A 24583-nucleotide genomic window follows, 5' to 3' on the forward strand; every position below is an offset into this window, starting at 1 on the left:
GCGTTATCTATTTGGAAGCCATTGACTCACACAATGCGTTGCATCAAAACGCATGGTGAATCTATGAGAAATTCCTGGCTTTCACGACTTAACTCAATCCCCTGGCTGGCCGCTGCACTGCTGGCGCCTTCGCTAGCCTTTGCTCAGATGCCAGACGGTGCACCCCCGAAAGTGGACTACCAACTTTCGTACCGATCAGCTCTGACAGGCTATGAGGTCTACAAAGAGCAATCCGTCCAGCCCTGGAAGGCTGCCAACGACAAGGTAGGCGAAATTGGAGGATGGCGCGCCTATGCCAAGGAAATGCGCCAGCCCGCACCCGCAGCGGACCAGGGCCAACCAGCCCAAGGCCATGACGCACACCACGGGGGCAAACAATGATCCGTACCCTTCGCATGCCCCGCGCCAAACTAGTGATCGCTGTTGCCGCAGTGGCGGTCTTGTCTGGCTGCGCCAGCGTGAATCTGGAGCAAAACCTCTCCAGCGCCAACGCGGCGACAAGCGGTTTCACGGACGGCGGACTTACTCTGGCCCGGGACCGGAATGAGCAAGATGCCTTGCGCCAACGCGCCTCGGACTTGTTGGCCAAACCGCTCAGTCAACAAGATGCCGTTCAACTCGCTCTGGTCAATAGCCCGTCCCTGCAAGCCATCGTGGCTCAAAACTGGGCGGACGCTTCCACGGCGGCCCAGTCCGGCCGCATCGCCAACCCTATTCTGAGCCTGGAGCGCGTTCGGCTAGGCAGCGAGACGGAGATCGGACGCCTCCTTTCCTTCGGTCTGCTTGACCTGCTGACCTTGCCCATGCGCAAAGGTATCGCCGAGCAGCGTGTCAAACAGACTCAGCTGCGCCTCAGCAGCGATGTAGTGGACCAGGTGACCCAAGTGCGCCAAGCCTGGGTCCGCGCTGTTGCCGCGCAACAGACGTTGACTTACACCCAACAGGTTGTCGCAAGCGCCCAAGCCAGCGCCGAGTTGGCCAAGCGCATGCAGGCAGTCGGTAATTTCAACAAGCTTGACCGTGCACGCCAGCAAGCGTTCTATGCCGACACAGCGACCCAGCTGGCCACCGCCCAGCACGGGGTCACAGCGGCCCGTGAAGAGCTGGTGCGGATGCTGGGCCTTGATGACAACCAAGCCCAGCAGCTCAAGTTGCCTGAGCGCCTGCCGACGCTGCCCAAGGAGCCGCTGTCCCCAGCAGATGCTGGCCGTCAGGCGTCCAAGGGGCGGCTGGATCTTCAGATCGCGAAGGCCGACTATGACGCAGCCGCACGCGCGCAAGGCTGGAACACGATCACGACCTTCACGGACATTGAACTGGGTGTACGGCGCGACTCTGTCTTCGATGCAGCCGAGAACACCCACTCGACGCGGCGCGGCTTCGAGATCAGTCTGCAGCTGCCGATCTTCGATTGGGGGGGCATGCGACGCGATTCCATGAACGCGCAAACCCTGGCCGCTGCCAACCGCCTGGAGGCCACAGCCCGCGCGGCGGGCTCGAACTTGCGCGAGAGCTATTCCGCGTACCGCACGGCGTATGACATCGCGCGCCACCACCGCGACGAGGTGATCCCTCTGCGAAAAACCATTTCTGAAGAAAACCAGCTTCGCTACAACGGGATGCTGATCAGCGTCTTTGAATTGCTTGCGGACTCCCGCGACCAGGTGAACTCGGTGATGGCGGCCCTGAACGCCGAACAGCAGTTCTGGCAGGCCGATGCCGCCCTTCAGGCCTCTCTCATCGGCAAGCCCACCAGCGCAGGTGTCTCGGGCGGTGGCGCAGCCGCAGCCGAAGCTGGTGCAGGTCACTGATCCCTCAAGGAAACCAACATGAATTCAAGAAGAGATTTTTTCCGATTTGCTGGCATTGCTGGGGGGGCTGTGGCCGCAGCGAGTGTGAGCCGGGTGGCGATGGCCGCTCTGCCAGAGCCAGTGTTCCAGACGAGTGCAGACACCATGGCGCCGCTGGTGCCCAATTCGGGGCGCCCCTACAACCCCGTGGTCACGCTCAACGGCTGGACGCTGCCGTGGCGCATGAACCAGGGGGTCAAAGAGTTCCACTTGGTGGCAGAACCCGTGGTGCGCGAAATGGCGCCCGGTTTCAAGGCCCACCTGTGGGGATACAACGGCCAGAGCCCAGGTCCCACCATCGAGGTGGTGGAAGGCGACCGCGTCCGCATTTTTGTTACCAACAAACTGCCCGAGCACACCAGTATCCACTGGCACGGGCAGCGTTTGCCTAATGGCATGGACGGCGTGGCGGGCTTGAATCAGCCAGCGATCCAGTCCGGCAAAACCTTCGTCTACGAGTTCGTTGCGCGCCGTCCGGGGACATTCATGTACCACCCCCATGCCGACGAAATGACCCAGATGGCCATGGGCATGATGGGTTTTTGGATCACGCATCCCAAGACCAAACATCCGCTGATCGACGAAGTGAACCGGGACTTCTGTTTCCTCCTGAGCGCCTACGACATCGAGCCCGGCGCCGCGACGCCCAAGGTCGCGGAAATGCTGAACTTCAATTTGTGGACCTGGAACAGCCGCATCTTTCCTGGCATCGATTCCTTGAACGTCCGGCTCAATGACAAGGTGCGGATTCGCATCGGTAATCTCACCATGACCAACCACCCGATGCATTTGCACGGACACGAGTTTCTGGTAACGGGCACGGACGGCGGTCCCACGCCCAAGAGCACCCGTCTCTATGAAGTGACAACCGACGTGGCCGTGGGCCAGATGCGCCAGATTGAGTTCCTCGCGGACGAAGAAGGCGACTGGGCGTTCCACTGCCACAAGAGCCACCACACCATGAATGCAATGGGTCACGACATTCCCACCATGATTGGCGTGGACCACCGCGGCGTTGCCAAGAAGATCAACAACCTGATCCCCGACTACATGGTCATGGGCGAGCGCGGCATGGCAGACATGACGGAAATGGAAATGCCCATTCCGGACAACACCATCCCGATGATGACCGGAGAAGGCCCGTTCGGCTCGGTCGAAATGGGCGGAATGTTCAGCGTCCTCAAAGTACGCCGCGACCAGAAGCCGGGCGACTACAAAAACCCGGGTTGGTACAAAAACCCGGAGGGCACGGTGGCCTACGAGTACACCGGTCCGATGGCGGAGCCTGCCCGCTTCAAGGCGGAAGGCGGCCAATCCATGCCCCGCAAAGAGAAGTCCAGTTCGGACACCGTCGTCAAGGTCAAAAAGCCGTCCTCGCACGGCGGCCACTGATCGCCTGCTTTCCCCATCAACAACCCAAGGTAAATATGAAACGCACCCTTTCCCTGATCGCTGCCTCAACCCTGGTGGCTCTGTCTTTCAACAGCTTTGCGGGTGGCAACCACGGTGGTGGTCACGACGGCGGCGGCGCCCACGGCCATGGCAGCGCTGAATCAGCTATTGGCCAGCCCGGCAAAGCTGCCAAGGTGACCCGTACGATCAACGTGGACATGGCGGACACCATGCGCTTCACGCCTGCAGCGATTTCCGTCAAGCAGGGCGAAACGGTCAAGTTCGTGATCAAGAACAGTGGCCAGGTCAAACACGAGTTCAGCTTGGGCACCGATGCCGAACTCAAGGAACACTACGAGACGATGAAGAAGTTCCCGGATATGGAGCATGACGAACCCAGCAAAGTGTCGCTGGCCCCAGGCAAGCAAGGCGAAATCATCTGGCAGTTCACAAAGGCTGGTGAAGTCAAGTTTGCCTGCCTTTACCCAGGCCATTACGACGCGGGCATGAAGGGCCAGGTCACGGTGGTGAAGAAGTAAGCGGAAAAGCCTTCTACGCGATTGAACAAGGAGTTCCTATGAAAAACGCAAACAGTCTTTTGATCGGCGCGATGTTGTCGCTGGCCGCCCTCATGCCGCTGTCGGCCACGGCGCAGGCCACGGGCGACGCTGGCAAGCCAGCTGCCATGGCTGCGGCCTCCATGACAGATGGAGAAGTGCGAAAGATCGACAAGGACGCTGGAAAAATCACCATCAAGCATGGCGACATCAAACATCTAGAGATGCCGGGGATGACCATGGTGTTCACAGCCAAGGACAAGGCCCTGCTCGACAAGACTCAGGTTGGCGACAAGATCCGCTTCATGGTGATCAACGAGGGTGGAAAGATGGTCGTCACTGCCATCGAACCTGCCAAGTAGGGATAGAAGTGTTTCACGGCGCCCCCAAGAAGGGGGTGCGCTTTCGCTCATACCTCAAACTACCAAGCAAAATTCATGAAAACGCTCCTTATTGCTCTGACTCTGACGGCCGCATCGTCCGCATTCGCCGCTGGCGACACCCAGGAAGCCACGCCCTATACCAACTCCAAGGCGCAAGCGCATGGCGAAGACCACAAGAAAGCCCGTCCTGCAACCGGTGTGAAGCGGACCAAGGATGGCGGTACAGCGCGGGGTGAAGGCTCTGGCCTTGCGGACACCAGCAAGGCCGAAGCCCGTGGTCAGGAAAAGGCCAATGCGCGTGAAGCCATGCCGCACAAGGAAGCCACTCCGGGCTCCACGCCTAAGTAATGCAAACAGGTGGGCCACAAGCGTGGCCCGCCCAAGTACGGGCTGGCCGCAATCGTGGTGCAAGGTGATGGCTCTGCAAGCCACCTCACGGCCTAGTTCAATGCCCGCTCCGATGCACGTGTACGCCACGCATCCATGTCATGAGATCCAAATGACTGGTTGTCGGCTTGTTGGTTACCCCAGAGTGAGCGGGGGCGGCCTTGGCACCGCGACGCTTCGGTTTGACAAAGCTAGCACTGTGATTGGGGGCCGAGGGACTGTCTGCGGCGAGGTTTTCCAGAATCGCGCAATGGGCATGTTCGTCACCTGCGCACACAGAAACCAACTGCTCTAACGCCGATTTCATCTCGACAATTTCCCGTAGCTTCCGCCAAATGGCGCTCGGCTATCGCTTTTAACTGCCGACGGCGTGTGTCACCCCATTGCATTGGCCGATCCACTCCTTGATCTGGGGCCTGGAGTGTTAAGGTTGTTCGATTTGCCGATACCGTCTGGGTCAGGAAAACGCTGCCCAGCAATATCAAGCAAATGACAAGGATTCTTCGCACGGAGGAGCTGTACTCCAGCTGCCTGCCGGCGCCCTGAGCACTGCCAGTCAAATGCTGCGCTGATTCACCCGCTTTGACAGCGCGTCTGCACTCTCGCGTCGCTCACTATACCGATCCACCAGATAGTCTGCACTATCGCGGGTCAGCAGCGTGAACTTCACCAGCTCTTCCATTACATCCACCACACGCTCGTAGTAGCTTGATGGCTTCATGCGGCCACTTTCGTCGAACTCCAAAAAGGCTTTTGCGACCGACGACTGGTTGGGGATGGTGATCATGCGCATCCACCGACCCAGTACCCGCATCTGATTGACGGCATTGAACGACTGCGAGCCACCCGAGACTTCCATCACCGCCAGGGTCTTGCCCTGGGTCGGCCGCACGGCCCCCACGGACAGAGGTATCCAGTCGATCTGCATCTTCAGGATGCCGGTCATCGCGCCATGGCGCTCCGGTGAGGTCCAGACCATGCCCTCCGCCCATTGGGCCAGCTCTCGCAACTCCACCACCTTCGGATGGCTGTCGGGCTCTGCGTCCGGCAGTGGCAGCCCTCGCGGATCGTAGATGCGGGTTTCAGCACCGAGGGCGCGCAGCAGTCGCGCAGCCTCTTCGGTCAGCAATCGGCTATAGGAGCGCTCTCTCACAGAGCCGTAGAGCAGCAGGATGCGGGGTGCATGGGTAGAACGCTGTGCGGGCACCAGTCGCTCAAGATCGGCCTGCTCGAAGAGCGTGGCATCAACGTTGGGAAGATCCGGATTCATACCAGTCCTTTGAAGAGTTCACGACCTTGACCACCAGCAGCATGACCGGCACCTCGATGAGCACCCCCACCACCGTGGCCAGGGCCGCACCCGAATGAAAACCGAACAGGCTGATGGCTGTCGCCACGGCCAGCTCGAAGAAGTTGGAAGCACCGATCAATGCTGATGGGCAGGCAATGGCATGCTTTTCTCCCGCTGCGCGATTGAGCCAATACGCCAGTGCCGAGTTGAAGAACACCTGGATCAGGATGGGTACGGCCAGCAATGCGATGACCAGGGGCTGCTGCAGGATGGCCTCGCCCTGGAACGCGAACAGCAGCACCAGGGTGAGCAGTAGCGCAGCAATGGACCAGGGACCAATGCGATGCAGCGCAGCGTCGAACACGGCTTGACCTCGGGCCAGCAGTGCCCGGCGCAACCATTGGGCCAGCACAACGGGAATCAAGATGTACAGGACGACAGAGGTGAGCAACGTGTCCCACGGCACCGTGATTGCCGACAGGCCCAGCAGGAAAGCCACGAGCGGCGCGAACGCGACGATCATGATGCTGTCGTTCAGCGCGACCTGGGACAGCGTGAACAGCGGGTCGCCCCCCGTGAGACGGCTCCACACGAACACCATGGCGGTGCACGGGGCGGCGGCCAGCAGGATCAAGCCAGCGATGTAGCTGTCGATCTGGTCAGCTGGCAGGTATGGGGCAAACCACTGACGTATGAACAGCCAGCCCAGAAAAGCCATGGAGAATGGCTTGACCAGCCAGTTCACGAATAAGGTGACCCCGATGCCGCGCATGTGGTTGCGCACTTCGCCCAGGGCGGCGAAGTCCACCTTGAGCAGCATCGGAATGATCATCACCCAGATGAGCAGGCCCACCGGAATGTTCACGCGGGCGACTTCCCACGCACCAATCGCGCGTGCTGTTCCAGGAAACACCTGGCCCAACCCGATCCCCACCACGATGCACAGCACCACCCACACGGTGAGGTAGCGCTCGAACACGCTCATGCTGGATTTCTGCATCCCGTTTCTCAGTTTGTGACCAGTTGGCGAGCGGTGGTCTGAAGCACCGCCTTGGCCAGCTTGTCTTCGGGAAGGCTAACCAGCAGTTCGAGCCGACGCTTCATGGCGTGCAGCGTCTGGCGGAAGGCTTCAAGTTGCTGCTCGTCCGTGCCGTCGCCCTCGCTGGGGTCTGCATAGCCCCAGTGCGCTGTGGCGGGGTGGCCTAGCCAGATGGGGCAGACCTCGCCCGCCGCGTTGTCGCACACCGTGATGATCAGGTCCATCTGGGGCGCGTCGGGCGTGGCGAACTCATCCCAGCTCTTGCTGCGCAGGCCTTCGGTGGAAATGCCTGCTTTTTGCAGCACCTGCAGTCCGAGGGGGTTGGGCTGCTGGTTGTCGCGTGGGCTGCTCCCAGCGGAGTAGGCCTTGAACCGACCGGCACCCATGTCATTGAGCAGCGCTTCGGCCAGGATGCTGCGCGCCGAGTTGTGTGTGCAAAGAAAGAGAACTTTCAAGGGTTGTGGGGTTGCGCTCATGGTGAACTCCAGGGTCAATGGTGGTGAGATAGGTGAATCTGGGCTGAGCGCACAGGCGCTTGGGGCATGGATTGCCCTACAGGGAACCCTCAGCAGTTGCAGGAGGCGGCCTCTTCAGTGAGGCATAGCGCACCCTGGCAACAGTTTTCTGTCAGGTAGGCCAGCAGACCGTTCATGGTCTGGTACGAGGCGCGATACACCAGGTTGCGCCCGTGGCGCTCCTGGCTCACCAGGCCAGCATGGGCCAACTCTTTGAGGTGAAACGACAGGGTGTTGGAGGCTACTCCCAGCTGCTCGGAGATTGCGCCAGGGGTGAGACCATCCTTGCCTGCCACGACGAGTGCGCGGAAGACACGGAGGCGTACCTCTTGAGCAAGCGCTGCAAGCGAGCGGACAACTTCAGGCTCATTCATTTCTCAATAATACACCAATTATTGAAATATAAGCCGGCTAAATCCACTCCTATTTGCATGGCGAGTGGCGGCTCGGGAAATGCGATTCGCCCCAATGGCCGTGATGAGTGGCACGCTCCAAAATCACACACCCTGGCTCGACCATCGAGGTACGCAGTCCAAAAGGCGCCAGCATCGGTCAGGGGTGGCGGCTTGCATCCGAAATCCTTGATTGAAGGAATCAGTCAGTAGACTGATTGGTCTTCTCTCAGGGCCGTCAACAACAACAGAAGGGATTTCTCGACTGCGGCACGATCCCGCTCACTCAGGCAGGCAAGCAATTGCACTGCGTGGTCATCCAGGGCAGCATTCCAATGATTGACTGACTGAAACCCTTCGTCGGTGAGCGTGACCAACCATTTCCGGGAATCGGCGGGATTGGGCTCCTTGACGACCAGACCACGGGTCGCCAGTGCGTCAACAGAACGCGACACCCAACTTTTTTCGCGTCCAACCCGCCTGCCCAGTTCAGTCATCGCAAGCGTCCCGGAGCGCTCCAGTTCGGCGAGCAGATTGCATTGGCTGTTCATCTTGCTGTTGCGTTCCACTGACCTACTTTGCGATTGTGTGAACAAACGGGCGACCTCCCGCAACAGACTTCCCGAAATGGCCGTTGTCATTTTGGTGCGTATTGCAGTGGATAGTATGAAGTCTTGGTTTTTTTGTGTGGCCAACGCTTCCGCTCAAGAGCCAAGGCGGTCGGCTCATAGCGCCGAAACTAGCTCGTGGAAGTGAGCATGTTCAGCCAACTATGCGGTCTGGCTACCCTCGTACCCTTCGAAGAAGGCGCAGGCCATTGCCCACCACCAGCAAGCTCGCTCCCATATCCGCGAAGACCGCCATCCACATGGTGGCCGTGCCAACGACCGCCATCACCAGGAAGACGCTCTTGATGCCCAATGCCAAGGTGATGTTCTGCCAGAGAATGGCGTGGGTGCGCTTGGATAGACGCACCGTCTCGGCGACGCGCTGCAGGTCATCGTTCATGATGACCACATCGGCTGCTTCCATGGCCGTGTCGGTTCCCGCCGCACCCATGGCAAAACCGATGTCGGCCTGCGCCAGCGCCGGCGCATCGTTGATGCCGTCGCCGGTCATGCCGGTGGCGCCATAGCGCTTTTGCATTTCCTTGATGGCGTCGAGTTTGGCTTCGGGCAGCAGATCTCCACGGGCGTCATCAATGCCGGCCTGCGCCGCGATGGCTTTTGCGGTGGCCGTGTTGTCGCCGGTCAGCATCACCGAGGTCACACCCAGTGCCTTGAGATCGACGATGGCCTGTTTCGATGTCTCACGGATGGTGTCCGCTACCGCGAACAGCGCCAGGACGCCTGAATCGTCAGCCAGGAGGGTTACCGTGCGGCCTTGTTTTTCATGGGTGGCCAGCTCCGCCTCCAGCTCCGGACCGCACAGTCCTAGCTCATGGATCAGTCGGTGATTGCCCAGCATCAAGCGCACACCATTCACCATGCCTTCGACGCCGCGCCCAGGCAAGGCCTTGAAGCTTTCTGCTTCTGGACCCTTTACATCCAAGCCCTGGACAATCGCCTTGGAAACCGGGTGGTCGGAACGAGCCGCCAGGCTGGCAGCCATCTGCTGGACTGCTGCCTCGTCACCGGCACCCCACACCTGCCACTTCACCAGCTTGGGTTTGCCTTCGGTGATGGTGCCGGTCTTGTCCAGCGCCACCGCCTTCAGAAGCCGGGCATCTTCCAAGTAGGTTCCGCCCTTGATCAAGATCCCACGGCGCGCTCCCGCGGCCAATCCGCTGACCACCGTGACCGGCGTGGAAATGACCAGAGCGCATGGGCAGGCGATCACCAGCAGGACCAGGGCCTTGTAGAGCGCCTCCAGCCAGGTAAGTCCCATCAGGAAAGGAGTGAGGACCGCCACCGCCACGGCAATGGCGAAGACTGCGGGGGTGTAGATGGAGGCGAACCGATCCACAAAGCGCTGCGTCGGAGCGCGCGTGCCCTGCGCCTGCTCAACGGCTTGGATGATCCTGGCCAGGGTGGTGTTGCTCGACAAGGCTGTGACCTCGAACTCCAGCTCACCAGTCTCGTTGATCGTGCCGGCGAACACCTGGTCGCCAGGTGCCTTGTCCACGGGGATGCTCTCGCCAGTCACGGGGGCCTGGTTGATGGCGCCATTGCCCTTGGTCACCTTACCGTCCAGCGGCACGCGTTCGCCCGGCTTGATGCGCACGGTCGCTCCGATGGCCACCGAAGCCACCGGTGTAGCGGTCCATGCTCCGTTGGTGCCCAGTACCAAAGCCTCTTCGGGCGCCAGTTCCAGCAAGCCCTTGATAGCGTTTCGGGCCCGGTCCACTGCCTTGGCTTCGATGAGCTCCGCAATCGCGTACAAAGCCATCACCATCGCGGCTTCTGGCCACTGACCAATGAGGAATGCGCCGGTGACGGCCACCGACATCAGCGCATTGATGTTCAGCTTGCCGCGCAGCAGCGCCGCAATGCCTTTTTTGTAGGTGTCGATGCCGGCCAGCCAGATAGCCAGAGCGGCAATCGCCATGCCGGCCACTTTCCAGGCCATCTGGTCGGGAGCAAAGAACGAGAGGACCTCAGCCCCCGTGGCGAACACCAGCGCGGCTACCAGCCGGGAGATGCCGCCTGCAAAACCATGTCCATGGTCGTCGCCTTCGGCTGGTTCGCCCGCCTGTCCGCCCTCGGAGCCATTGGCGCCTGGAACTGGCTGCGGATCGAAGCCCGCTTTGCGGATGGCATCGAGTGCCAACGGGTAGGTGCCTTCCTCTGCATCGATCTTCAGCGTCCGCGCGCCCAGCTGAAAACCCAGAGAACGAATCCCATCCAGAGGCTCCAGCGCCCGACGAATCTCCGCCTCCTCGGCGCTACAGTCCATGGTCGCAATGCGAAACACCCGGCCTTGGCTACCCTGGGTGTTTGCCGCAGTGACCACGGGCTGTGGATCGAAACCCGCCTTGCGGATGGCATCGAGCGCAAGGGGCAAGGCGCGATCCTCCGCATCGATCTTCAGCGTGCGCGCGCCGAGCTGGAAACCCAACGAGCGGATTCCCTCAAGCGGCTCCAGCGCCCGACGAATCTCCGACTCTTCGGCACTGCAGTCCATGGTGGCGATTCGGAACAGCTTGCCCTGGCCCGGGCTGCTTGTGGCTGCAGGGACCACTGCTGCGGTACTGGAACAGCCCGAGGAGCAGCAGGTGTCAACAGTGGTGGGAGGTGTGCTTGTTTCTGATTTCATAGCCCAATTGGAAACCTTCAAGTAGCTTTAAAGTCAAGCAGCAAAAAGAACATGGCTGCTTTGTCCTGGGTAAATCGGATTTCTTAACGGTCCGTACTCAGTCGCAGGGGCACAGGATCGACCCCACCCCGTCGAAAAACAACATCAATTCGGGGGGATTTCGATTCCCACATTCGTTACCCCGTTTTCTGACGATGCAAAGGGCTTTCCCTGGTGCATGCGTGCAATAGCTCCTACTATGGCCAACCCAAGGCCATGGTTACTCTGCCCATGACTACGAGCCGGATCTGCACGGAAGAATCGGTCAAACAGCTGCGGGAGTAGCTCGGGATCGATAGTGCTGCCGTAGTTGGTGACACTGATCAACACACGGCCCTCATCGATAGTTCTGAGGTTGACTTGGACGATTGAGCCAGGGTTCGCGTATCGGGTGGCGTTGCCGAGCAAGTTCGACAGGGCCCGGCGCAACAACGGCACGTCGAAAGCGCCATGCGCATCGCCGACCACCTTAGCGGTGAGACCAGCCTCGGCCAGTGCCGCTTCGTGGTAATCCAGTACGTCAGCAGCCACTGATGCAAGAGTCGCAACGGGGGCCCGACGTGCTCCCACACCCCGATCCGCCTGGGACAGGAACAGCATGTCATTGACGATGCCCGTCAGGCGGTGCAGCTCCTCCAAATTGGACGCCAGCACCTCGCGAATATCCGCCTGCTCAGGGCGCAGCAAAGCCAGTTCATTGTTGGCAATGAGCGTGGCCAAAGGCGTGCACAACTCATGCGCCACGTCCGCATTGAAGCCTTCCATCTGGGAATAGGCCTTCTCAATGCGAGCAAGGAGCGCGTTGAACTGGTCGATCAAAGGCACGAGCTCAAGGGGCTGCTCGGCGCTGTCGAGACGTTGATGCAGATTGTCAGCCGACACTGCGCGCGTCTGACTGGCCAGTCTTCGGACGGGCGCCAGGCCCAAGTTGACCAGGGAGAATCCGCCTAGCGATACAACGACGGCCCCACCGATGGCTGCGACCAGCAAGGTAAGAGCAAGTCGGTGCAACAACTGGTTGTCGGTTTGGATATCCAGCGACAGCTGAACGCGCAAGTTCTTTGAGGGAGTCTGGTCCGTAGTCTGTGCTACTTCGAACTGCCGTTGGCGCCATACCGTCTTCGCATTCTGGTTGCGGGTGTGGGCGTAGAGAACAATCCCGTCCGCCCGCGCGACTTCGAGCGACAGATCTCCGTGCCCAACAAGGAAGTCATCGAGTTTGTGCGCAAGGTCTTCCGAATCCCCATGCTCCTTGCCATCCACTAGCAAGTGCCGAATGACGTTTTCCTTTTGCGCCAGCGTTTCCTCTTGCCGATCACGAAAGTTGAACTCGGTCACCAGATACACCGCCAGACAGACCACCCCGAGTCCGGCAAAGCTCTGCAGCGCCAGCCACCAAGACAACCGCTGGCGCAATGAGCGATGTTGGGCCAGCTCCTTCATCCGTTGCGGTCCTCCATCACGTATCCCATGCCGCGAATGGTGTGGAGCAGCGCAGTGTCAAACGGAACATCGATCTTGGTACGGAGGCGCCGGATCGCGACTTCCACTACGCTGGTATCGCTGTCGAAATTCATGTCCCACACCTGCTCAGCGATCTCAGTGCGAGAAAGCACTTCGCCTTTTCTTCTCAGAAACAGAGTCAGCAGCAGAAACTCCTTCGCAGTCAACTCCAAGCGCTGGCCACACCGGGACGCTTTGCGCCGTACCAGGTCTAATTCCAGGTCGCCCAACCGCAGTTGCGTGGGCTCTGCGGCATCCCGCGCGCCATGGGTCCGCCGCAGCAGCACCTGGATGCGGGCGCTCAGTTCGGAAAACGCAAAGGGCTTGACCAGATAGTCGTCGGCACCCGTCTTGAGTCCCAATACCCGATCCTCGACGCTGACCCTTGCTGTCAACATCAAGACCGGAGTCTGCTTGGTCTTGCGAAAGGCCGTTAGAAGGCTGAAGCCGTCGATCCCTGGGAGCATCGCGTCCAAGACCAGCAGATCGTGCACGCCTTCCAGAGCCATGTGAAGGCCATCCACCCCATTGTGTGCAACGTCCACCACGTAGCCGACCTCTCCCAGGCCCTTGCGCAGGTACTCGGCCAGCTTGACTTCGTCTTCGATGAGCAAAATTTTCATGCTGCCATTCTCGAAGAATCCGGCCTGTTCGTAGTTTACGAATTTGTTATCTGGCTGTTGGCGCCGTGTCGCGCGCGGATTTTTACAGTGTCTCCGTGTCGAAAGGCATAGTCCCGGCAGATCGCCGAGGGCTAACTGATATCAAGGGACAACACCATGACTGTTCGCAAACCCCTCGCCCTCACTCTGATCGCCTTCACAATTGCGGCTCCAGGATTTTCATCTGCCTCGTCGCTGTACCATCCTGCTGGTGGCGAAGTGGGCATGACCACACATCCCGACCACATGCAAAGCGCAATGTCCCGTGGCGATGTGCTTCAGGCTGTCGAAGTAGCGCGCAAGGATGGCACGCTGGCAGTCCTTTCGCGCGGGGGTGCGCTGCCAGTCAAAGCAACAGGCTCAACAAAGACGCGTGAGCAGGTCCAACAGGAATTTCTCAACATGTCGGCAGCTGAAAAGAAGGCGCTTCTGGACATGAACGGCGGCGCTCGCTGATTTCCCAACCCAGTGCCCTTCAGCGGCCATCCAAGCCTCAGTACGCCCTTCATGACGCATGCTAGACTTCAAAAATGCGCCGCTTGATCGCCGTTCTTATGCTTGCATTGCTTCCGTTCCAGTTCAGCTGGTCTGCGGTGGCTGCTTATTGCATGCATGAGAGCTCAACCTCGCAGTCGCAGCATTTGGGGCATCACGAACACCAGCATGAAGCCAAAGGCGGGAATGGTCAGGCCGAAAAGTCCAGCCAGGGTGCAGGTGCATTTGATGTTGACTGTTCAGTTTGCCATGGCGCGGGTATCGGGGCCTTGAGCTGGTCAGATGCAAAGCCAGCCTTTTCCCATGACAGCCGTGTGGAGTCTTCCCCAGGCCAGCGCCTGCTGGCTGTAGCGCCCACGCCCCCTGACCGCCCTCAGTGGTCCGTCCTCGCCTGATCGGCGGGGGCATCTCACTTTTCTTTTTCAGTCTTGTCCGCCATCGCGGCCGAAGCAGTTGCGTGTGTTGCAGCTGGAGTGACTGACGAGTTGCCAGGCAGCTGCACGGTTGCCAGTCCGCCGATTCCCTCGTGTTTTGAAATCACTGGAGAATCGGATGTTCAAGGGTACTTACCTTCAAGAGATGCCGCACGCATGGCGCGGCGGTAGAAAGATCAAGCTCGCGGCAGGCGCCGCAGCTATATGGCTGAGCGCCTCGGGCGGTGCCTTTTCCCAGGGCCTGCCACCAGGGCCAGCCGTTGGCGAACGAGCACCTCAGTCTGCTGCAGCGGCCGCAGCTGAGCCTTTGTCGCTGGCCAAGGCCATCGAACTGGCCCTGGAGGGAAATCCGGAGGTGGCTGCGGCAAAGCGCCAATGGGAGGCAACCGAAGGACAGGTTCTTCAAGGACGCTCGCGCCCCAATCCAGAGCTCGCGTACTCGCTGGAAGACACACGCTCCAAAACACGTACGCAAAGCTGGCAACTCAATCTTCCCTTGGAATTGGGCGGAAAGCGTGCAGCACGCACCAAGGCGGCCGAAAAAACGCGCGAGCAAGCACAGGCCCAACTCGCCGAGCTGCAAGCCACCGTGCGGGCCAATGTCGCTGCCGCTTACTTTGATGTTCTGACTGCGCAGGAACGATTGGTACTAGCCAGAGACAGCGCAGCGCTGGCCAAATCTTCAACGGATACCGTCTCAAAGCGTGTAGCCGCTGGCAAAGTGTCCCCAGTGGAAGAGTCCAAGGCCCGGGTTGCCGAAGCCGGCGTTCGCGTCGAACTCGCCCAGGCCGCAAGCGAACAACGCAATGCACTGTCTCGCCTTTTCGCGCTGTTGGGACGGATCGATGCGCCTTACACCGTCCTGGAGGGCAAGGCCGAGAACCTGCCCTCGGTCCCGAGCCTCGTCGATCTCCAGCCCCTGATTGCTTCTTCGCCAGGCGTGGTACTTGCGCGAATCGAGGTGGATCGGCGCAAGGCCTTGACCGACCTGGAACAAAGCAAACGCGTCCCCGATGTCACCGTCAGCGTCGGCATGCAGCGCAGCAACGAGACGCAGCGCAACGTCCTTCTTTTCGGGGTCTCTGTGCCTCTTCCCGTCTTCGACCGCAACCAAGGCAACCTCCTGGAGGCGCTGAAACTTGAGGACAAGGCCCGCGATGAGCTGCAAGCAGCCACTGTGCGCCTGCACAGCGAAGTGGCGCAGGCACGAGAGCGCCTTTCCACGATCACCGCAGAGGTTCAGTCACTGCAGCAGGAAGTTCTGCCTGGTGCGAAGTCGGCCTATGACGCCGCCACCATTGGTTTCGAGAACGGTAAGTTCAATTTCCTGGAAGTGCTCGATGCCCAACGCACTTACTTCACAGCCAAATCCCAGTACCTCAAAGCCCTTGGCGAAGCACACCGTGCAGCGGCTGATATCGACCGCCTGCTCGGGGCCAGCATGGTTACCGGCCTGATCGCAACGCAACACTGAGCATGACCATGAACTCCAGCAAATCCACCATCAGTAAAAAACACCTGATCGCCATTGCAGTAGTCCTCGCAATAGGGGTCGGCGCGGGAACCTTCATCTTGCAAGGTGGCGGCAAGCCCAAAGCCGCAGCCACCGAGGACGATGGCCACGGGCACGGCGGCCATACCGAGGCCAAGGGACACGGCGACGGCGAGCACCATGGCAAGGGTAGCGAAAAGGGCCACGACGATGACAAGGGGCATGCCGATGGTGAACACCATGAAAAGAGCGAAGCCAAGGGACCACATGGCGGTACCGTGTTCAAGGAAGGCGACTTCAGCTTGGAAGCATTGTTGTCTGAAGACGGTGGCGAGCCTCGACTGCGAATCTGGCTGTCCGACAAAGATAAACCGCGGCCCCTGAATGCTGCAACGGTCACGGCAACTGTGACCCGCCCGACAGATGAAAAGCAGAAACTGACGTTTGCCGCTGAAAAAGACAGTCTTGTCAGCCGAGAGATCGTTGCTGAACCCCATGCGTTCGACATCGAGATCATTGCGCAGACTGCCACAGAGCCTTTCATGTTCGTGATGAGCAAGGAAGAAGGAAAGATCGAACTGACCGATGCCCAGATAAAGGCTGCATCCATCAGCCTGGACGCTGCGGTGAAAGCCAACATCAAGACGGCGTTGCTCCTTCCCGGGGAGATACGCTTGAACGAAGACCGCACGTCTCACGTTGTTCCCCGGCTTGCGGGAGTCGTGGAAAGCGTCAATGCCAGCTTGGGCCAAGTGGTCAAGAAAGGGCAAGTTTTGGCGGTGATCGCGAGCCCGACTGCTTCCGAGCAACGCAGCGAGCTGCAGACGGCCCAAAAGCGCTTAACGCTGGCAAAGACCACCTACGAGCGAGAAAAAAAGCTGTGGGAGCAGAAGGTCTCTGCCGAGCAGGACTACCTGCAGGCCAAGCAGGCCTTGAGCGAAGCAGAGGTCGCAGTAGCCAACGCCAATCAGAAACTGAGCGCGATGGGCCTGTCCGCCTCGTCGGTAGCAGGACTGAACCGTATCGAGTTGCGAGCGCCCTTTGATGGCATTGTCATCGAGAAGCACCTTAGTCTCGGCGAAGCCGTGAAGGAAGATGCTGCGGTTTTCACCATCTCGGACCTTTCCCAAGTGTGGGCTGAGATCAATGTTCCTGCGAAAGATCTGCCATCGGTTCGTGTGGGCGAAAAGGTCACGATCAAGGCCACCGCCTTTGACGCCTCCGCTACAGGCACTGTCGCTTTTGTAGGAGCGCTCATTGGCGAGCAAACCCGCACGGCAAAAGCCCGCGTGGTTCTTGACAACCCCAAGGGCGCTTGGCGTCCCGGCCTGTTTGTCAATGTTGAGGTGGTGTCCGAAGAAACGGCAGCGCCTGTAACCATCTCGGCCGACGCCGTCCAAAACGTCGGGGAAAAGCCGGTGGTCTTCCTCAAGGTTGATGGAGGCTTTATCGCTCAACCCGTGAAGCTGGGCCGAAGCGATGGCAAGCGGGTCGAAGTCCTCTCGGGTCTCAAAGCCGGTATGCCCTACGCCTCGACCGGCAGCTTCGTCGTGAAGTCTGAACTCGGCAAGGGATCTGCCGAACACACGCACTGATCGCGGAGCGCATACATGTTTGAAAAACTCATTCGATTCTCGATCGAACAGCGATGGTTGGTGCTTCTAGCGGCCCTGGGCATGGCGGCGCTTGGCGTCTTCAGCTACCAAAAGCTGCCTATCGATGCGGTCCCTGACATCACGAACGTCCAGGTTCAGATCAACACCCAGGCCGCAGGCTACTCGCCTTTGGAGACTGAGCAGCGGGTTACATACCCCATTGAGACGGTCATGGCTGGCCTGCCAAACCTGGAGCAGACCAGGTCGCTTTCGCGGTACGGTCTGTCGCAGGTGACCGTCATTTTTAAAGACGGAACCGACATCTATTTTGCTCGCCAGCTCGTCAACGAGCGCATCCAGGAGGCGCGCGACAAGCTGCCTGCCGGCATCACGCCAGCGCTGGGGCCCATCTCGACCGGCCTGGGCGAAATCTATCTCTGGACTGTCGAAACCAAGGACGGGGCGAAGAAGCCCGACGGCTCGCCCTATACCGCGACAGACCTGCGCGAGATTCAGGACTGGATCATCAAGCCACAGCTGCGAAATGTTCCTGGCGTGACCGAGATCAATTCCATTGGCGGCTTTGCCAAGGAATACCAGATCGCGCCCATCCCTGAACGCCTGGCTTCTCTCGGCGTGACACTGCAGGATGTGGTCACTGCGCTGGACCGCAACAACGGCAATGTGGGCGCGGGCTATATCGAAAAGCGTGGCGAGCAGTATCTGATTCGTGCACCTGGTCAGGTGAAGTCGCTGGAAGACATCGGTAACGTGATCCTCAGCAGCGCCAACGGTGTTCCTGTGCGCGTTCGCGACGTGGCAGAAGTTGGCCTTGGCCGGGAACTGCGCACAGGTGCTGCAACAGACAACGGACGCGAAGTGGTCCTCGGCACGGTGTTCATGCTGATCGGCGAGAACAGCCGGACTGTCTCGCAGGCGGTGGACAAGAAGATGTTGGAAGTCAACAAGAGCCTCCCAGAGGGGGTGCACGCGGTGACTGTCTACGACCGTACCGTGCTTGTTGACAAAGCCATCAGTACGGTGAAGAAGAACCTGCTGGAAGGCGCGGTTCTGGTGATCGTGATCCTGTTCCTCTTTCTGGGCAACATCCGTGCCGCCATCATCACGGCAATGGTCATCCCCTTGTCGATGCTTTTTACCTTCACGGGTATGGTTCAGTACAAGGTGAGCGCCAACCTGATGAGCCTGGGAGCGTTGGACTTCGGCATCATCATCGACGGAGCGGTGGTGATCGTTGAGAACTGCGTACGGAGACTTGCCCATGCACAAGCGCACCACGGTCGGCCACTGACGCGGGCTGAGCGCTTCCATGAGGTGTTTTTGGCATCCCAGGAGTCAAGGCGTCCATTGCTGTTCGGACAGCTCATCATCATGGTGGTGTACCTGCCCATCTTCGCGCTGACAGGCGTTGAAGGGAAGATGTTCCACCCCATGGCATTCACGGTGGTCGCGGCACTGCTGGGCGCCATGGTTCTGTCGGTGACATTCATCCCCGCAGCGGTGGCCCTGTTCATCGGCAATCGGGTCAGCGAGAAGGAAAACTTCCTGCTGGGCCATGCCAAGCGCTTGTATGGTCCACTGCTCGACCGTGTCATGGCCGCCAAGGCGGTCGTACTGACCGCAGCTGCAGTTGCGGTGATCTTGTGCGGGTTGATCGCCACGCGTATGGGCAGCGAGTTTGTACCCAATCTCAATGAAGGCGACTTTGCGATCCAGGCGCTGCGCATCCCAGGCACCAGCCTTTCCCAGTCAGTCCAAATGCAGCAGCAAATTGAAAGGACCTTGAAAGAGAAATTCCCCGAGATCGAGCGCATCTTCGCCAGAACCGGTACTGCGGAGATTGCCTCGGACCCCATGCCGCCGAACATTTCGGACGGGTACATCATGCTCAAGCCAATGGCCGAATGGCCCGAACCTCGAAAAACCCGCGACGAATTACTCGCGGCGATTCAGGAAGTCATCGGGAAAATCCCGGGCAACAACTATGAGTTCTCCCAGCCCATTCAGCTGCGCTTTAACGAGCTGATCTCCGGGGTGCGCAGTGACGTAGCCGTGAAGATCTTCGGTGACGACATGGATGTCCTGAACAAGTCCGCAGAAGAAGTCTCCGCAATGCTGCAGAAGATTCAGGGCTCCTCTGAGGTGAAGGTTGAGCAGACGACGGGGCTTCCGATGCTCACCGTGAACATCGACCGCCAGAAGGCTGCTCGCTATGGTCTGAACGTTGCCGACATTCAAGACACCGTGGCCACCGCTATCGGTGGACGCGAGGCCGGCACTATGTTCGAGGGCGACCGCAGATTCGACATCCTGGTTCGTCTGCCTGAATCCCTGCGCAACGATCTCGAAGGGATGAAGCGCCTTCCTATCCCGCTGCCGCGTTCTGCCAATGGGACAGAGGCCAAAACGAACTTCATCCCGCTGGGCGAGGTAGCAACATTCGAGCTTGCTCCTGGCCCCAACCAGGTGAGCCGAGAAAACGGCAAGCGCCGCATCGTCGTGAGCACCAACGTGCGCGGGCGCGATGTGGGCTCTTTCGTCGCAGAGGCTGAGAAAGGCCTGGCCCAGATCAAGATTCCTACCGGCTATTGGACGAGCTGGGGCGGAACCTTCGAGAACTTGCAGTCGGCCACGCAGCGCCTGCAGATCGTCGTGCCGGTGTCCCTGCTGCTGGTTTTCGTGCTGCTGTTCGCTATGTTCGGCAACGTCAAGGATGGTCTGCTGGTCTTCACTGGCATCCCATTCGCTTTGACGGGGGGCATCCTGGCGCTTTGGCTTCGCGACATTCCGATGTCTATCTCTGCGGCTGTCGGCTTCATCGCGCTTTCTGGGGTGGCCGTGCTCAATGGTCTGGTGATGATTTCGTACATCCGCAGCTTGAGGGAAGGCGGTGTTGGTCTTGACGAAGCAATCCGTGACGGCGCGCTCACCCGGCTACGGCCGGTTCTGATGACTGCCCTGGTGGCCTCGCTGGGCTTCATTCCAATGGCCATTGCGACAGGCACCGGCGCTGAAGTCCAGCGTCCCCTGGCCACCGTGGTGATCGGCGGAATTCTCTCGTCCACGCTGCTCACGCTTCTCGTGCTGCCGATTCTTTACCGTCTGGCCCACCGGCCCGATGAGGAAGATGAGGACGTGTCCGCTGAGCCCTCGCATCCCCCAGACGTGTCCGCGTCCGCGTAGTTGAAACGGTCCCGCTCGCTGATCGTGGGGCCGTCCCTTTTCTCCACCCCCAAAGGAACTGTCATGAAACTCTCCCAACTCATTCTCGCAGTGGCGGTGTCGGCCTGCGGCACGGCGTTCGCTGCTGACAACCATGGTCACGACATCAAACCGATGCACGGTGGTGCTGTCGCCGAAGCCAAGGAGGTCGAGTACGAACTCGTCGCCAGCGCCGACAAGCTGCAGCTCTATATGCGCGACCATGGAAAGCCAGTTGCCGTGGCGGGAATGACCGCCAAGGTCACGCTGCTGGCAGGCAGCGAGAAACAGGATGTCCAGCTCCAAGCCGGTGACGGCAAGCTGGAAGCCGCGGGCAGCTTCAAAGTCCCCGCCGGTACCAAAGCCGTCGTCGCTGTCTCGAAGGCCGGCAAGTCGGTTGCCTCTGTTCGTTTCACGCTGAAGTAATACGAAGCCTGGCTGGGGGGATCGCCCTCGCGACGCCCCAGTGTTGATCCACTTTCAGCAGTCCGTTCACGTCAAAGAAACTGACTACATAGTTGCGAGTTCGGTCAGCCCATCGGCAATATGCCTTTGCTGGATGCAAAAAGGAGCGATCCATGTCAATGCAGGCGGCACAGGTCGCGCCTTTTGCCAAACTGTTCTGGATTTGGATCGGCTTGTTGACCTCCGTGTTTGTGTTTTGGAGGCTGCGGCGTATCTGGCTCAAACGCCACCCGCCAATGGCGGTGAGAGTCAAGTACAGCCGACGCTTGGCCAAGAGACTGAGGGATCGACAGGCAATGCGTTTGAAATACCGAAATACACCGAAATCGCGGCACCGCCAGATGCAATCCAAGGAGGCAGACCGTGGGTAAAAGTGCCGGAGTCGCTGACAAACCTGCAGTCGCTGATCAACAACCTCCACAGCAAAGAATCAGATCCATGACAAAAATTCCTCCACATTCAGGCACCCGCCGCCTCTGCGTGATCCTGACTTCTGCGCTGGTTGCTAGCTTGCTGGCGGGTTGTGCCACCCCTACTGGGGCCGATCCTTCCGCAGAAGCGCCATACTGTTACAAAGCCAGGAAGGGCCGAGTAATCGCATGCACTCGGGTGCCCGCCCCCAGCCTGAATGCCGACGCTCAGGCGAAGCGCTTTACTCCCGATCCGAATGCGCTCACCGTCTACGTCGTACGGCGCAACTGGGGAGATGGCGGGCGGTTTGTGAAGATCAGCGCGGATAACGAAATCGCCGCCGAGACTCTCCCCAACACGATGGTGCGCTTCAAGTTGAAGCCAGGAACGCATACGTTCACCTTGGATTTCGAAGGAGAGCGTCAAGTCGCAACCGTGGATGGCAAAGCTGGTGACCTACGATTTCTTCGGATCGATGGAACGGTTTGGGCATGGAAGAGCACGTTTGTATGGGCGACTGACGGCGAGGATGCTATTCGGGAAAGGGCTTACAAGGCTCGCCTGGTCGCCGACCTGACGGTCAAGTGACCTCGGGGGAGCAGACAAAAAATCCCTGGGGTTCAGTGAACGTGTTGATGGTGCACGTCAGGAGCATGGGGATGAGCGTGGGTCATAGGTTCATGGGTGTGCTTGTGACTGTGGCTGCCCTTTGGCATCACAAAGTGCACATGTGAATGGTGCCCATCGTCGTGCCGGTGGGCATGCTCATGCTCAAGCACTTCGTGTGTGTGCTCGTGACCATGGCTTTCCGCCAAGTGCAGTACCACTCCCGCCAGCATCAATACCCCGCCCAGCAGCATCAACCATCCCGCAGAGCGGTCCCCGAAACCGAAGGCCACGGCAGCACCGATGAAGGGCGCGAAAGCAAACACCGAGCCTGTGCGCGCCGCGCCAAACGCCCGCTGGGCAAGAAGGTAAAAGCGCAGACTCAGGCCGTAGCCAGTGGCTCCCACGGCGAGAAGTCCTAGTGCTGCGGATAACGAAGGCCAAGGCTCCCCAGTCGAAACCGCCAATGCAGCCGTCACTGCGGCTCCCAAGGTAGCCTTGGCCATCACCACCTGGCTGGGGTCGCGCTCAGCCAGTCCACGGGACAAGGTGTTGTCCACCCCCCAGGCGACGGTGGCCAGCAACACGGCAAGCAACCCCATCAGCTGAACTCCTCCCTGTAGGCCCTGGTCCAGAACGAGCGCCATTCCTCCTGCGAGCAGCAAGAGCATGGCGGCCCACACGCGGCGGTCCATGGTTTCACTGTACAGCCACCATGCCAGCGTCGCGGTGAACAACGCCTCCAACGTGAGCATGAGCGATGCGCTGGCCCCGCTCGTATGCTGCAGCCCCCAGGCCAGGGCCACCGGCCCCAGCGCCGCGCCAAAGCCAGCCATCGCCAGAAGGCTCGGAATGTCGGACCTCTGCACCCGCGCTTCGTGCGCAGCAGTCCGCAGCGACAGGGCCCCGATCAGCGCTGCTCCGGCATACAGCAGCGCTGCTGTCGTGAAGGCACCCAAGCCAGCGCCCAACTTTTGCACCAAAGGCGTACTGATGCCGAACAAAGCTGCTGCCACCAGTGCAAACAGGCCGCCGCACAGGGCTGGATGGTGCGAAGAGTCGATCATAGTGCGAGTGATTTCACCATGAAGTCCATGGCCTACCATTGGGTAGCGATTCATGGAGGGGCACAACTATGGAAACCGAGGTGGGAGCGATAGCCGAGGGGCAGCAGATTCTCAGTGGCGATGACGTGAAGGAGGCGCAGTTCAAGTTGCAAGAAGCAACCGAGAACGGCGAGCCCGCGCAGAAGCTGTATTTGAAGACGTTCCAACCCATCGACCGGGACATGCAGATATGGCAAGCAAGACCCGAATCGGAGTGGCCCTTGCTAGCGACCATCCTGGCAAACAGGATCATCATGTATCCAATACATGCGAATCCACACACAAAGCGCTATCTGAAGCCAAAACATGGTCGCTTCACGACCGTTATTTACGAAGATGGCGCCCGTAGCGATTTGCCAAGCGACCCGCAGGACGCGGCAGCTCACGTCGCATTAAGACTGGCATCGAGCATTTTTGATCTGCCTGGTGACGGGCTTGGCCTTATCAAAGATCTCGACACAGTTTGGCGGGTCCTGTCGCTGGTACAGCAAGCAGACATTCTTACCATTGGGAAAAAAACAGAAATGCGCCTGGATGGGCGCACGGTGTTTATCGACCAGAGTGAACTGGACAGCCTGCGCCGCGCCTTCAACCGGACCAAGACCCGTGGGCGAAGCCTGATCCAAAGGATCCAGCAGGGCCTCGTTTATGACGACGTGCTCACGAGAATCAATCCCGAGAAGTTCCAACGGATCGAGCGGGTTGCTCCACCTTTGGTGCGGGTACGACGCGAAAGCGCCGCGCAGACCTCCAGTCGCGAGCGCGCGGAGCGTCGAGCCAATGTTCAGACAGTGCGAAAGCAGGTCGATGAGTTGGCGGCCGAGGCACCTACTGAGCTCTTGAAACTACACGCGGAAATCGAGCGAGCCACGCTTACAGCGATGATCGGCAAGTACCGAGATATGCTGGAGAAGAAGCTCGGTGAACACCTCTGGCAACGTTTCTTTGAACAGCATAAATTCGTCTTGAGTTTGGCTTTTGCTCGACCTGTCGAACTGTCTCACACGCAGTTTCATGCTCAAGGATCAGGCCTGACAGGGTCGGGCGCGCAGATTGGGGACTTCCTCTTCAAGGAGCAAGGTCAAGCGCTTGCCATTGTGGAAATCAAAACCCCAGATGCACCCTTGATGCTTGTCACGCCGTACAGGAAACCGCATGTTTTCGGCCCTCATTCAGAACTTAGTGGCGCTATCACCCAGGTGCTGCATCAACAAAGTGAGTTGCGCACTCGGTGGCAGACACATGTTTTCGATAACCCATCTCTGCGCCCCTCCCGGGCGGATGTGGTCAGATGCGTTGTGCTTGCTGGACGACGCCCTATTGAAGAGCATGAACTGCGTTGTTTTGAGGTTTTCCGCAACGCCTGCAAGGACGTGGAGGTGATTACCTTTGACGAACTGTTGGCGAAACTCGAATATCTGCAGCAGCACCTGCAACCAGTTCCCGATGAGGTACCTTTTTATGGCATGTCACGCAACTGAACGACAGGATC

23 protein-coding genes are annotated in these 24583 nt (G+C 59.5%); 14 read left to right on the plus strand and 9 right to left on the minus strand.

The window, feature by feature from the left end:
- Positions 1-377: 377 nt before the first annotated feature.
- From CLU87_RS09115 to CLU87_RS09135, 5 genes are all read left to right on the plus strand, one after another.
- Positions 378-1811, plus strand: coding sequence for a TolC family protein (locus CLU87_RS09115; protein WP_099730241.1), 1434 nt, complete (start codon positions 378-380; stop codon positions 1809-1811).
- A gap of 18 nt (positions 1812-1829) precedes the next feature.
- Positions 1830-3242 carry a multicopper oxidase family protein gene (locus CLU87_RS09120; protein ID WP_069103144.1) on the plus strand — a complete coding sequence of 471 codons (1413 nt, stop codon included), beginning with the start codon at positions 1830-1832 and terminating at the stop codon, positions 3240-3242.
- A gap of 35 nt (positions 3243-3277) precedes the next feature.
- Positions 3278-3781 carry a plastocyanin/azurin family copper-binding protein gene (locus CLU87_RS09125; RefSeq protein WP_069103145.1) on the plus strand — a complete coding sequence of 168 codons (504 nt, stop codon included), beginning with the start codon at positions 3278-3280 and terminating at the stop codon, positions 3779-3781.
- 38 nt (positions 3782-3819) lie between these two features.
- The gene (locus tag CLU87_RS09130; protein ID WP_099730242.1) at positions 3820-4161 is read left to right on the plus strand and encodes a copper-binding protein; all 342 of its coding nucleotides are present in this window, start codon (positions 3820-3822) and stop codon (positions 4159-4161) included.
- A 75-nt stretch (positions 4162-4236) separates the two neighbouring features.
- Positions 4237-4530: a hypothetical protein gene (locus CLU87_RS09135; protein WP_055396768.1), complete on the plus strand. Its 294-nt coding sequence runs from the start codon at positions 4237-4239 to the stop codon at positions 4528-4530.
- A gap of 595 nt (positions 4531-5125) precedes the next feature.
- Here CLU87_RS09135 and arsH read toward each other — a convergent pair.
- The 8 genes from arsH to CLU87_RS09175 all read right to left on the minus strand — a co-directional run bounded on the left by arsH (position 5126) and on the right by CLU87_RS09175 (position 13226).
- The gene (gene arsH / locus CLU87_RS09140; protein WP_055396770.1) at positions 5126-5839 is read right to left on the minus strand and encodes an arsenical resistance protein ArsH; all 714 of its coding nucleotides are present in this window, start codon (positions 5837-5839) and stop codon (positions 5126-5128) included.
- Positions 5814-6860 carry an ACR3 family arsenite efflux transporter gene (arsB, locus tag CLU87_RS09145; protein WP_197506379.1) on the minus strand — a complete coding sequence of 349 codons (1047 nt, stop codon included), beginning with the start codon at positions 6858-6860 and terminating at the stop codon, positions 5814-5816. Before arsB ends, arsH begins: the two co-directional genes overlap by 26 nt.
- Before the next feature lie 8 nt (positions 6861-6868).
- Positions 6869-7375 (minus strand): arsenate reductase ArsC, encoded by a 507-nt coding sequence (locus CLU87_RS09150; RefSeq protein ID WP_063459417.1) that lies wholly within the window; start codon positions 7373-7375, stop codon positions 6869-6871.
- An 89-nt stretch (positions 7376-7464) separates the two neighbouring features.
- Complete coding sequence (locus CLU87_RS09155; RefSeq protein ID WP_063459325.1) at positions 7465-7788, minus strand: helix-turn-helix transcriptional regulator; 324 nt, start codon at positions 7786-7788, stop codon at positions 7465-7467.
- Between the two features lie 224 nt (positions 7789-8012).
- Positions 8013-8447 (minus strand): MarR family winged helix-turn-helix transcriptional regulator, encoded by a 435-nt coding sequence (locus CLU87_RS09160; RefSeq protein ID WP_024815622.1) that lies wholly within the window; start codon positions 8445-8447, stop codon positions 8013-8015.
- 142 nt (positions 8448-8589) lie between these two features.
- On the minus strand, positions 8590-10986 hold the full coding sequence (locus tag CLU87_RS09165) for a heavy metal translocating P-type ATPase (protein ID WP_255409874.1): 2397 nt from the start codon (positions 10984-10986) through the stop codon (positions 8590-8592).
- Between the two features lie 219 nt (positions 10987-11205).
- The gene (locus CLU87_RS09170) at positions 11206-12543 is read right to left on the minus strand and encodes a heavy metal sensor histidine kinase (protein WP_082836287.1); all 1338 of its coding nucleotides are present in this window, start codon (positions 12541-12543) and stop codon (positions 11206-11208) included.
- On the minus strand, positions 12540-13226 hold the full coding sequence (locus tag CLU87_RS09175; protein ID WP_069103148.1) for a heavy metal response regulator transcription factor: 687 nt from the start codon (positions 13224-13226) through the stop codon (positions 12540-12542). The genes CLU87_RS09170 and CLU87_RS09175 overlap by 4 nt, the downstream gene beginning before the upstream one ends.
- A gap of 156 nt (positions 13227-13382) precedes the next feature.
- Here CLU87_RS09175 and CLU87_RS09180 point away from each other — a divergent pair, with 156 nt between their 5' ends.
- The 8 genes from CLU87_RS09180 (at position 13383) to CLU87_RS09215 (ending at position 21967) form a co-directional block, all read left to right on the plus strand.
- Positions 13383-13721, plus strand: a complete 339-nt coding sequence (locus CLU87_RS09180; protein ID WP_069103149.1) for a DUF4148 domain-containing protein — start codon at positions 13383-13385, stop codon at positions 13719-13721.
- A 74-nt stretch (positions 13722-13795) separates the two neighbouring features.
- Complete coding sequence (gene czcI / locus CLU87_RS23675) at positions 13796-14155, plus strand: cation efflux protein, CzcI family (protein ID WP_099730243.1); 360 nt, start codon at positions 13796-13798, stop codon at positions 14153-14155.
- 157 nt (positions 14156-14312) lie between these two features.
- A complete protein-coding gene (locus CLU87_RS09190; protein WP_099730244.1) occupies positions 14313-15668 on the plus strand; it encodes a TolC family protein in 1356 nt (451 codons plus the stop codon).
- 2 nt (positions 15669-15670) lie between these two features.
- Complete coding sequence (locus tag CLU87_RS09195) at positions 15671-17281, plus strand: efflux RND transporter periplasmic adaptor subunit (RefSeq protein WP_099730245.1); 1611 nt, start codon at positions 15671-15673, stop codon at positions 17279-17281.
- A 15-nt stretch (positions 17282-17296) separates the two neighbouring features.
- Positions 17297-20485: a CusA/CzcA family heavy metal efflux RND transporter gene (locus CLU87_RS09200; protein WP_099730246.1), complete on the plus strand. Its 3189-nt coding sequence runs from the start codon at positions 17297-17299 to the stop codon at positions 20483-20485.
- Positions 20486-20548: 63 nt separating this feature from the next.
- Positions 20549-20929, plus strand: a complete 381-nt coding sequence (locus CLU87_RS09205) for a hypothetical protein (RefSeq protein WP_056744980.1) — start codon at positions 20549-20551, stop codon at positions 20927-20929.
- Between the two features lie 40 nt (positions 20930-20969).
- Positions 20970-21410 (plus strand): hypothetical protein, encoded by a 441-nt coding sequence (locus CLU87_RS23255; protein ID WP_158236074.1) that lies wholly within the window; start codon positions 20970-20972, stop codon positions 21408-21410.
- Positions 21407-21967, plus strand: coding sequence for a hypothetical protein (locus CLU87_RS09215; protein ID WP_055401673.1), 561 nt, complete (start codon positions 21407-21409; stop codon positions 21965-21967). The genes CLU87_RS23255 and CLU87_RS09215 overlap by 4 nt, the downstream gene beginning before the upstream one ends.
- Positions 21968-21999: 32 nt before the next feature.
- Here the strand turns inward: CLU87_RS09215 and CLU87_RS09220 are convergent, their stop codons facing one another.
- Positions 22000-23052 (minus strand): DMT family transporter, encoded by a 1053-nt coding sequence (locus CLU87_RS09220; RefSeq protein WP_099730248.1) that lies wholly within the window; start codon positions 23050-23052, stop codon positions 22000-22002.
- Positions 23053-23120: 68 nt separating this feature from the next.
- Between CLU87_RS09220 and CLU87_RS09225 the strand changes: the two genes are divergently transcribed.
- The gene (locus CLU87_RS09225; RefSeq protein ID WP_099730249.1) at positions 23121-24572 is read left to right on the plus strand and encodes a Shedu immune nuclease family protein; all 1452 of its coding nucleotides are present in this window, start codon (positions 23121-23123) and stop codon (positions 24570-24572) included.
- Positions 24573-24583: the final 11 nt, after the last annotated feature.

Origin of the sequence: Acidovorax sp. 59 (genome assembly GCF_002754175.1) — a bacterium.
GTDB lineage: Bacteria > Pseudomonadota > Gammaproteobacteria > Burkholderiales > Burkholderiaceae_C > Acidovorax > Acidovorax delafieldii.

Coding starts and splice junctions, on each gene's coding strand:
- CLU87_RS09175 (WP_069103148.1), bottom strand. CDS start 13,226: ATGAAAATTTTGCTCATCGAAGACGAAGTCAAGCTGGCCGAGTACCTG.
- arsB (WP_197506379.1), bottom strand. CDS start 6,860: ATGCAGAAATCCAGCATGAGCGTGTTCGAGCGCTACCTCACCGTGTGG.
- CLU87_RS09160 (WP_024815622.1), bottom strand. CDS start 8,447: ATGACAACGGCCATTTCGGGAAGTCTGTTGCGGGAGGTCGCCCGTTTG.
- CLU87_RS09215 (WP_055401673.1), top strand. CDS start 21,407: ATGACAAAAATTCCTCCACATTCAGGCACCCGCCGCCTCTGCGTGATC.
- CLU87_RS09120 (WP_069103144.1), top strand. CDS start 1,830: ATGAATTCAAGAAGAGATTTTTTCCGATTTGCTGGCATTGCTGGGGGG.
- CLU87_RS09115 (WP_099730241.1), top strand. CDS start 378: ATGATCCGTACCCTTCGCATGCCCCGCGCCAAACTAGTGATCGCTGTT.
- CLU87_RS09200 (WP_099730246.1), top strand. CDS start 17,297: ATGTTTGAAAAACTCATTCGATTCTCGATCGAACAGCGATGGTTGGTG.
- CLU87_RS09150 (WP_063459417.1), bottom strand. CDS start 7,375: ATGAGCGCAACCCCACAACCCTTGAAAGTTCTCTTTCTTTGCACACAC.
- CLU87_RS09220 (WP_099730248.1), bottom strand. CDS start 23,052: ATGATCGACTCTTCGCACCATCCAGCCCTGTGCGGCGGCCTGTTTGCA.
- arsH (WP_055396770.1), bottom strand. CDS start 5,839: ATGAATCCGGATCTTCCCAACGTTGATGCCACGCTCTTCGAGCAGGCC.
- CLU87_RS09205 (WP_056744980.1), top strand. CDS start 20,549: ATGAAACTCTCCCAACTCATTCTCGCAGTGGCGGTGTCGGCCTGCGGC.
- CLU87_RS09135 (WP_055396768.1), top strand. CDS start 4,237: ATGAAAACGCTCCTTATTGCTCTGACTCTGACGGCCGCATCGTCCGCA.
- czcI (WP_099730243.1), top strand. CDS start 13,796: ATGCGCCGCTTGATCGCCGTTCTTATGCTTGCATTGCTTCCGTTCCAG.
- CLU87_RS09225 (WP_099730249.1), top strand. CDS start 23,121: ATGGAAACCGAGGTGGGAGCGATAGCCGAGGGGCAGCAGATTCTCAGT.
- CLU87_RS09195 (WP_099730245.1), top strand. CDS start 15,671: ATGACCATGAACTCCAGCAAATCCACCATCAGTAAAAAACACCTGATC.
- CLU87_RS09190 (WP_099730244.1), top strand. CDS start 14,313: ATGTTCAAGGGTACTTACCTTCAAGAGATGCCGCACGCATGGCGCGGC.
- CLU87_RS09125 (WP_069103145.1), top strand. CDS start 3,278: ATGAAACGCACCCTTTCCCTGATCGCTGCCTCAACCCTGGTGGCTCTG.
- CLU87_RS09130 (WP_099730242.1), top strand. CDS start 3,820: ATGAAAAACGCAAACAGTCTTTTGATCGGCGCGATGTTGTCGCTGGCC.
- CLU87_RS09180 (WP_069103149.1), top strand. CDS start 13,383: ATGACTGTTCGCAAACCCCTCGCCCTCACTCTGATCGCCTTCACAATT.
- CLU87_RS09155 (WP_063459325.1), bottom strand. CDS start 7,788: ATGAATGAGCCTGAAGTTGTCCGCTCGCTTGCAGCGCTTGCTCAAGAG.
- CLU87_RS09170 (WP_082836287.1), bottom strand. CDS start 12,543: ATGAAGGAGCTGGCCCAACATCGCTCATTGCGCCAGCGGTTGTCTTGG.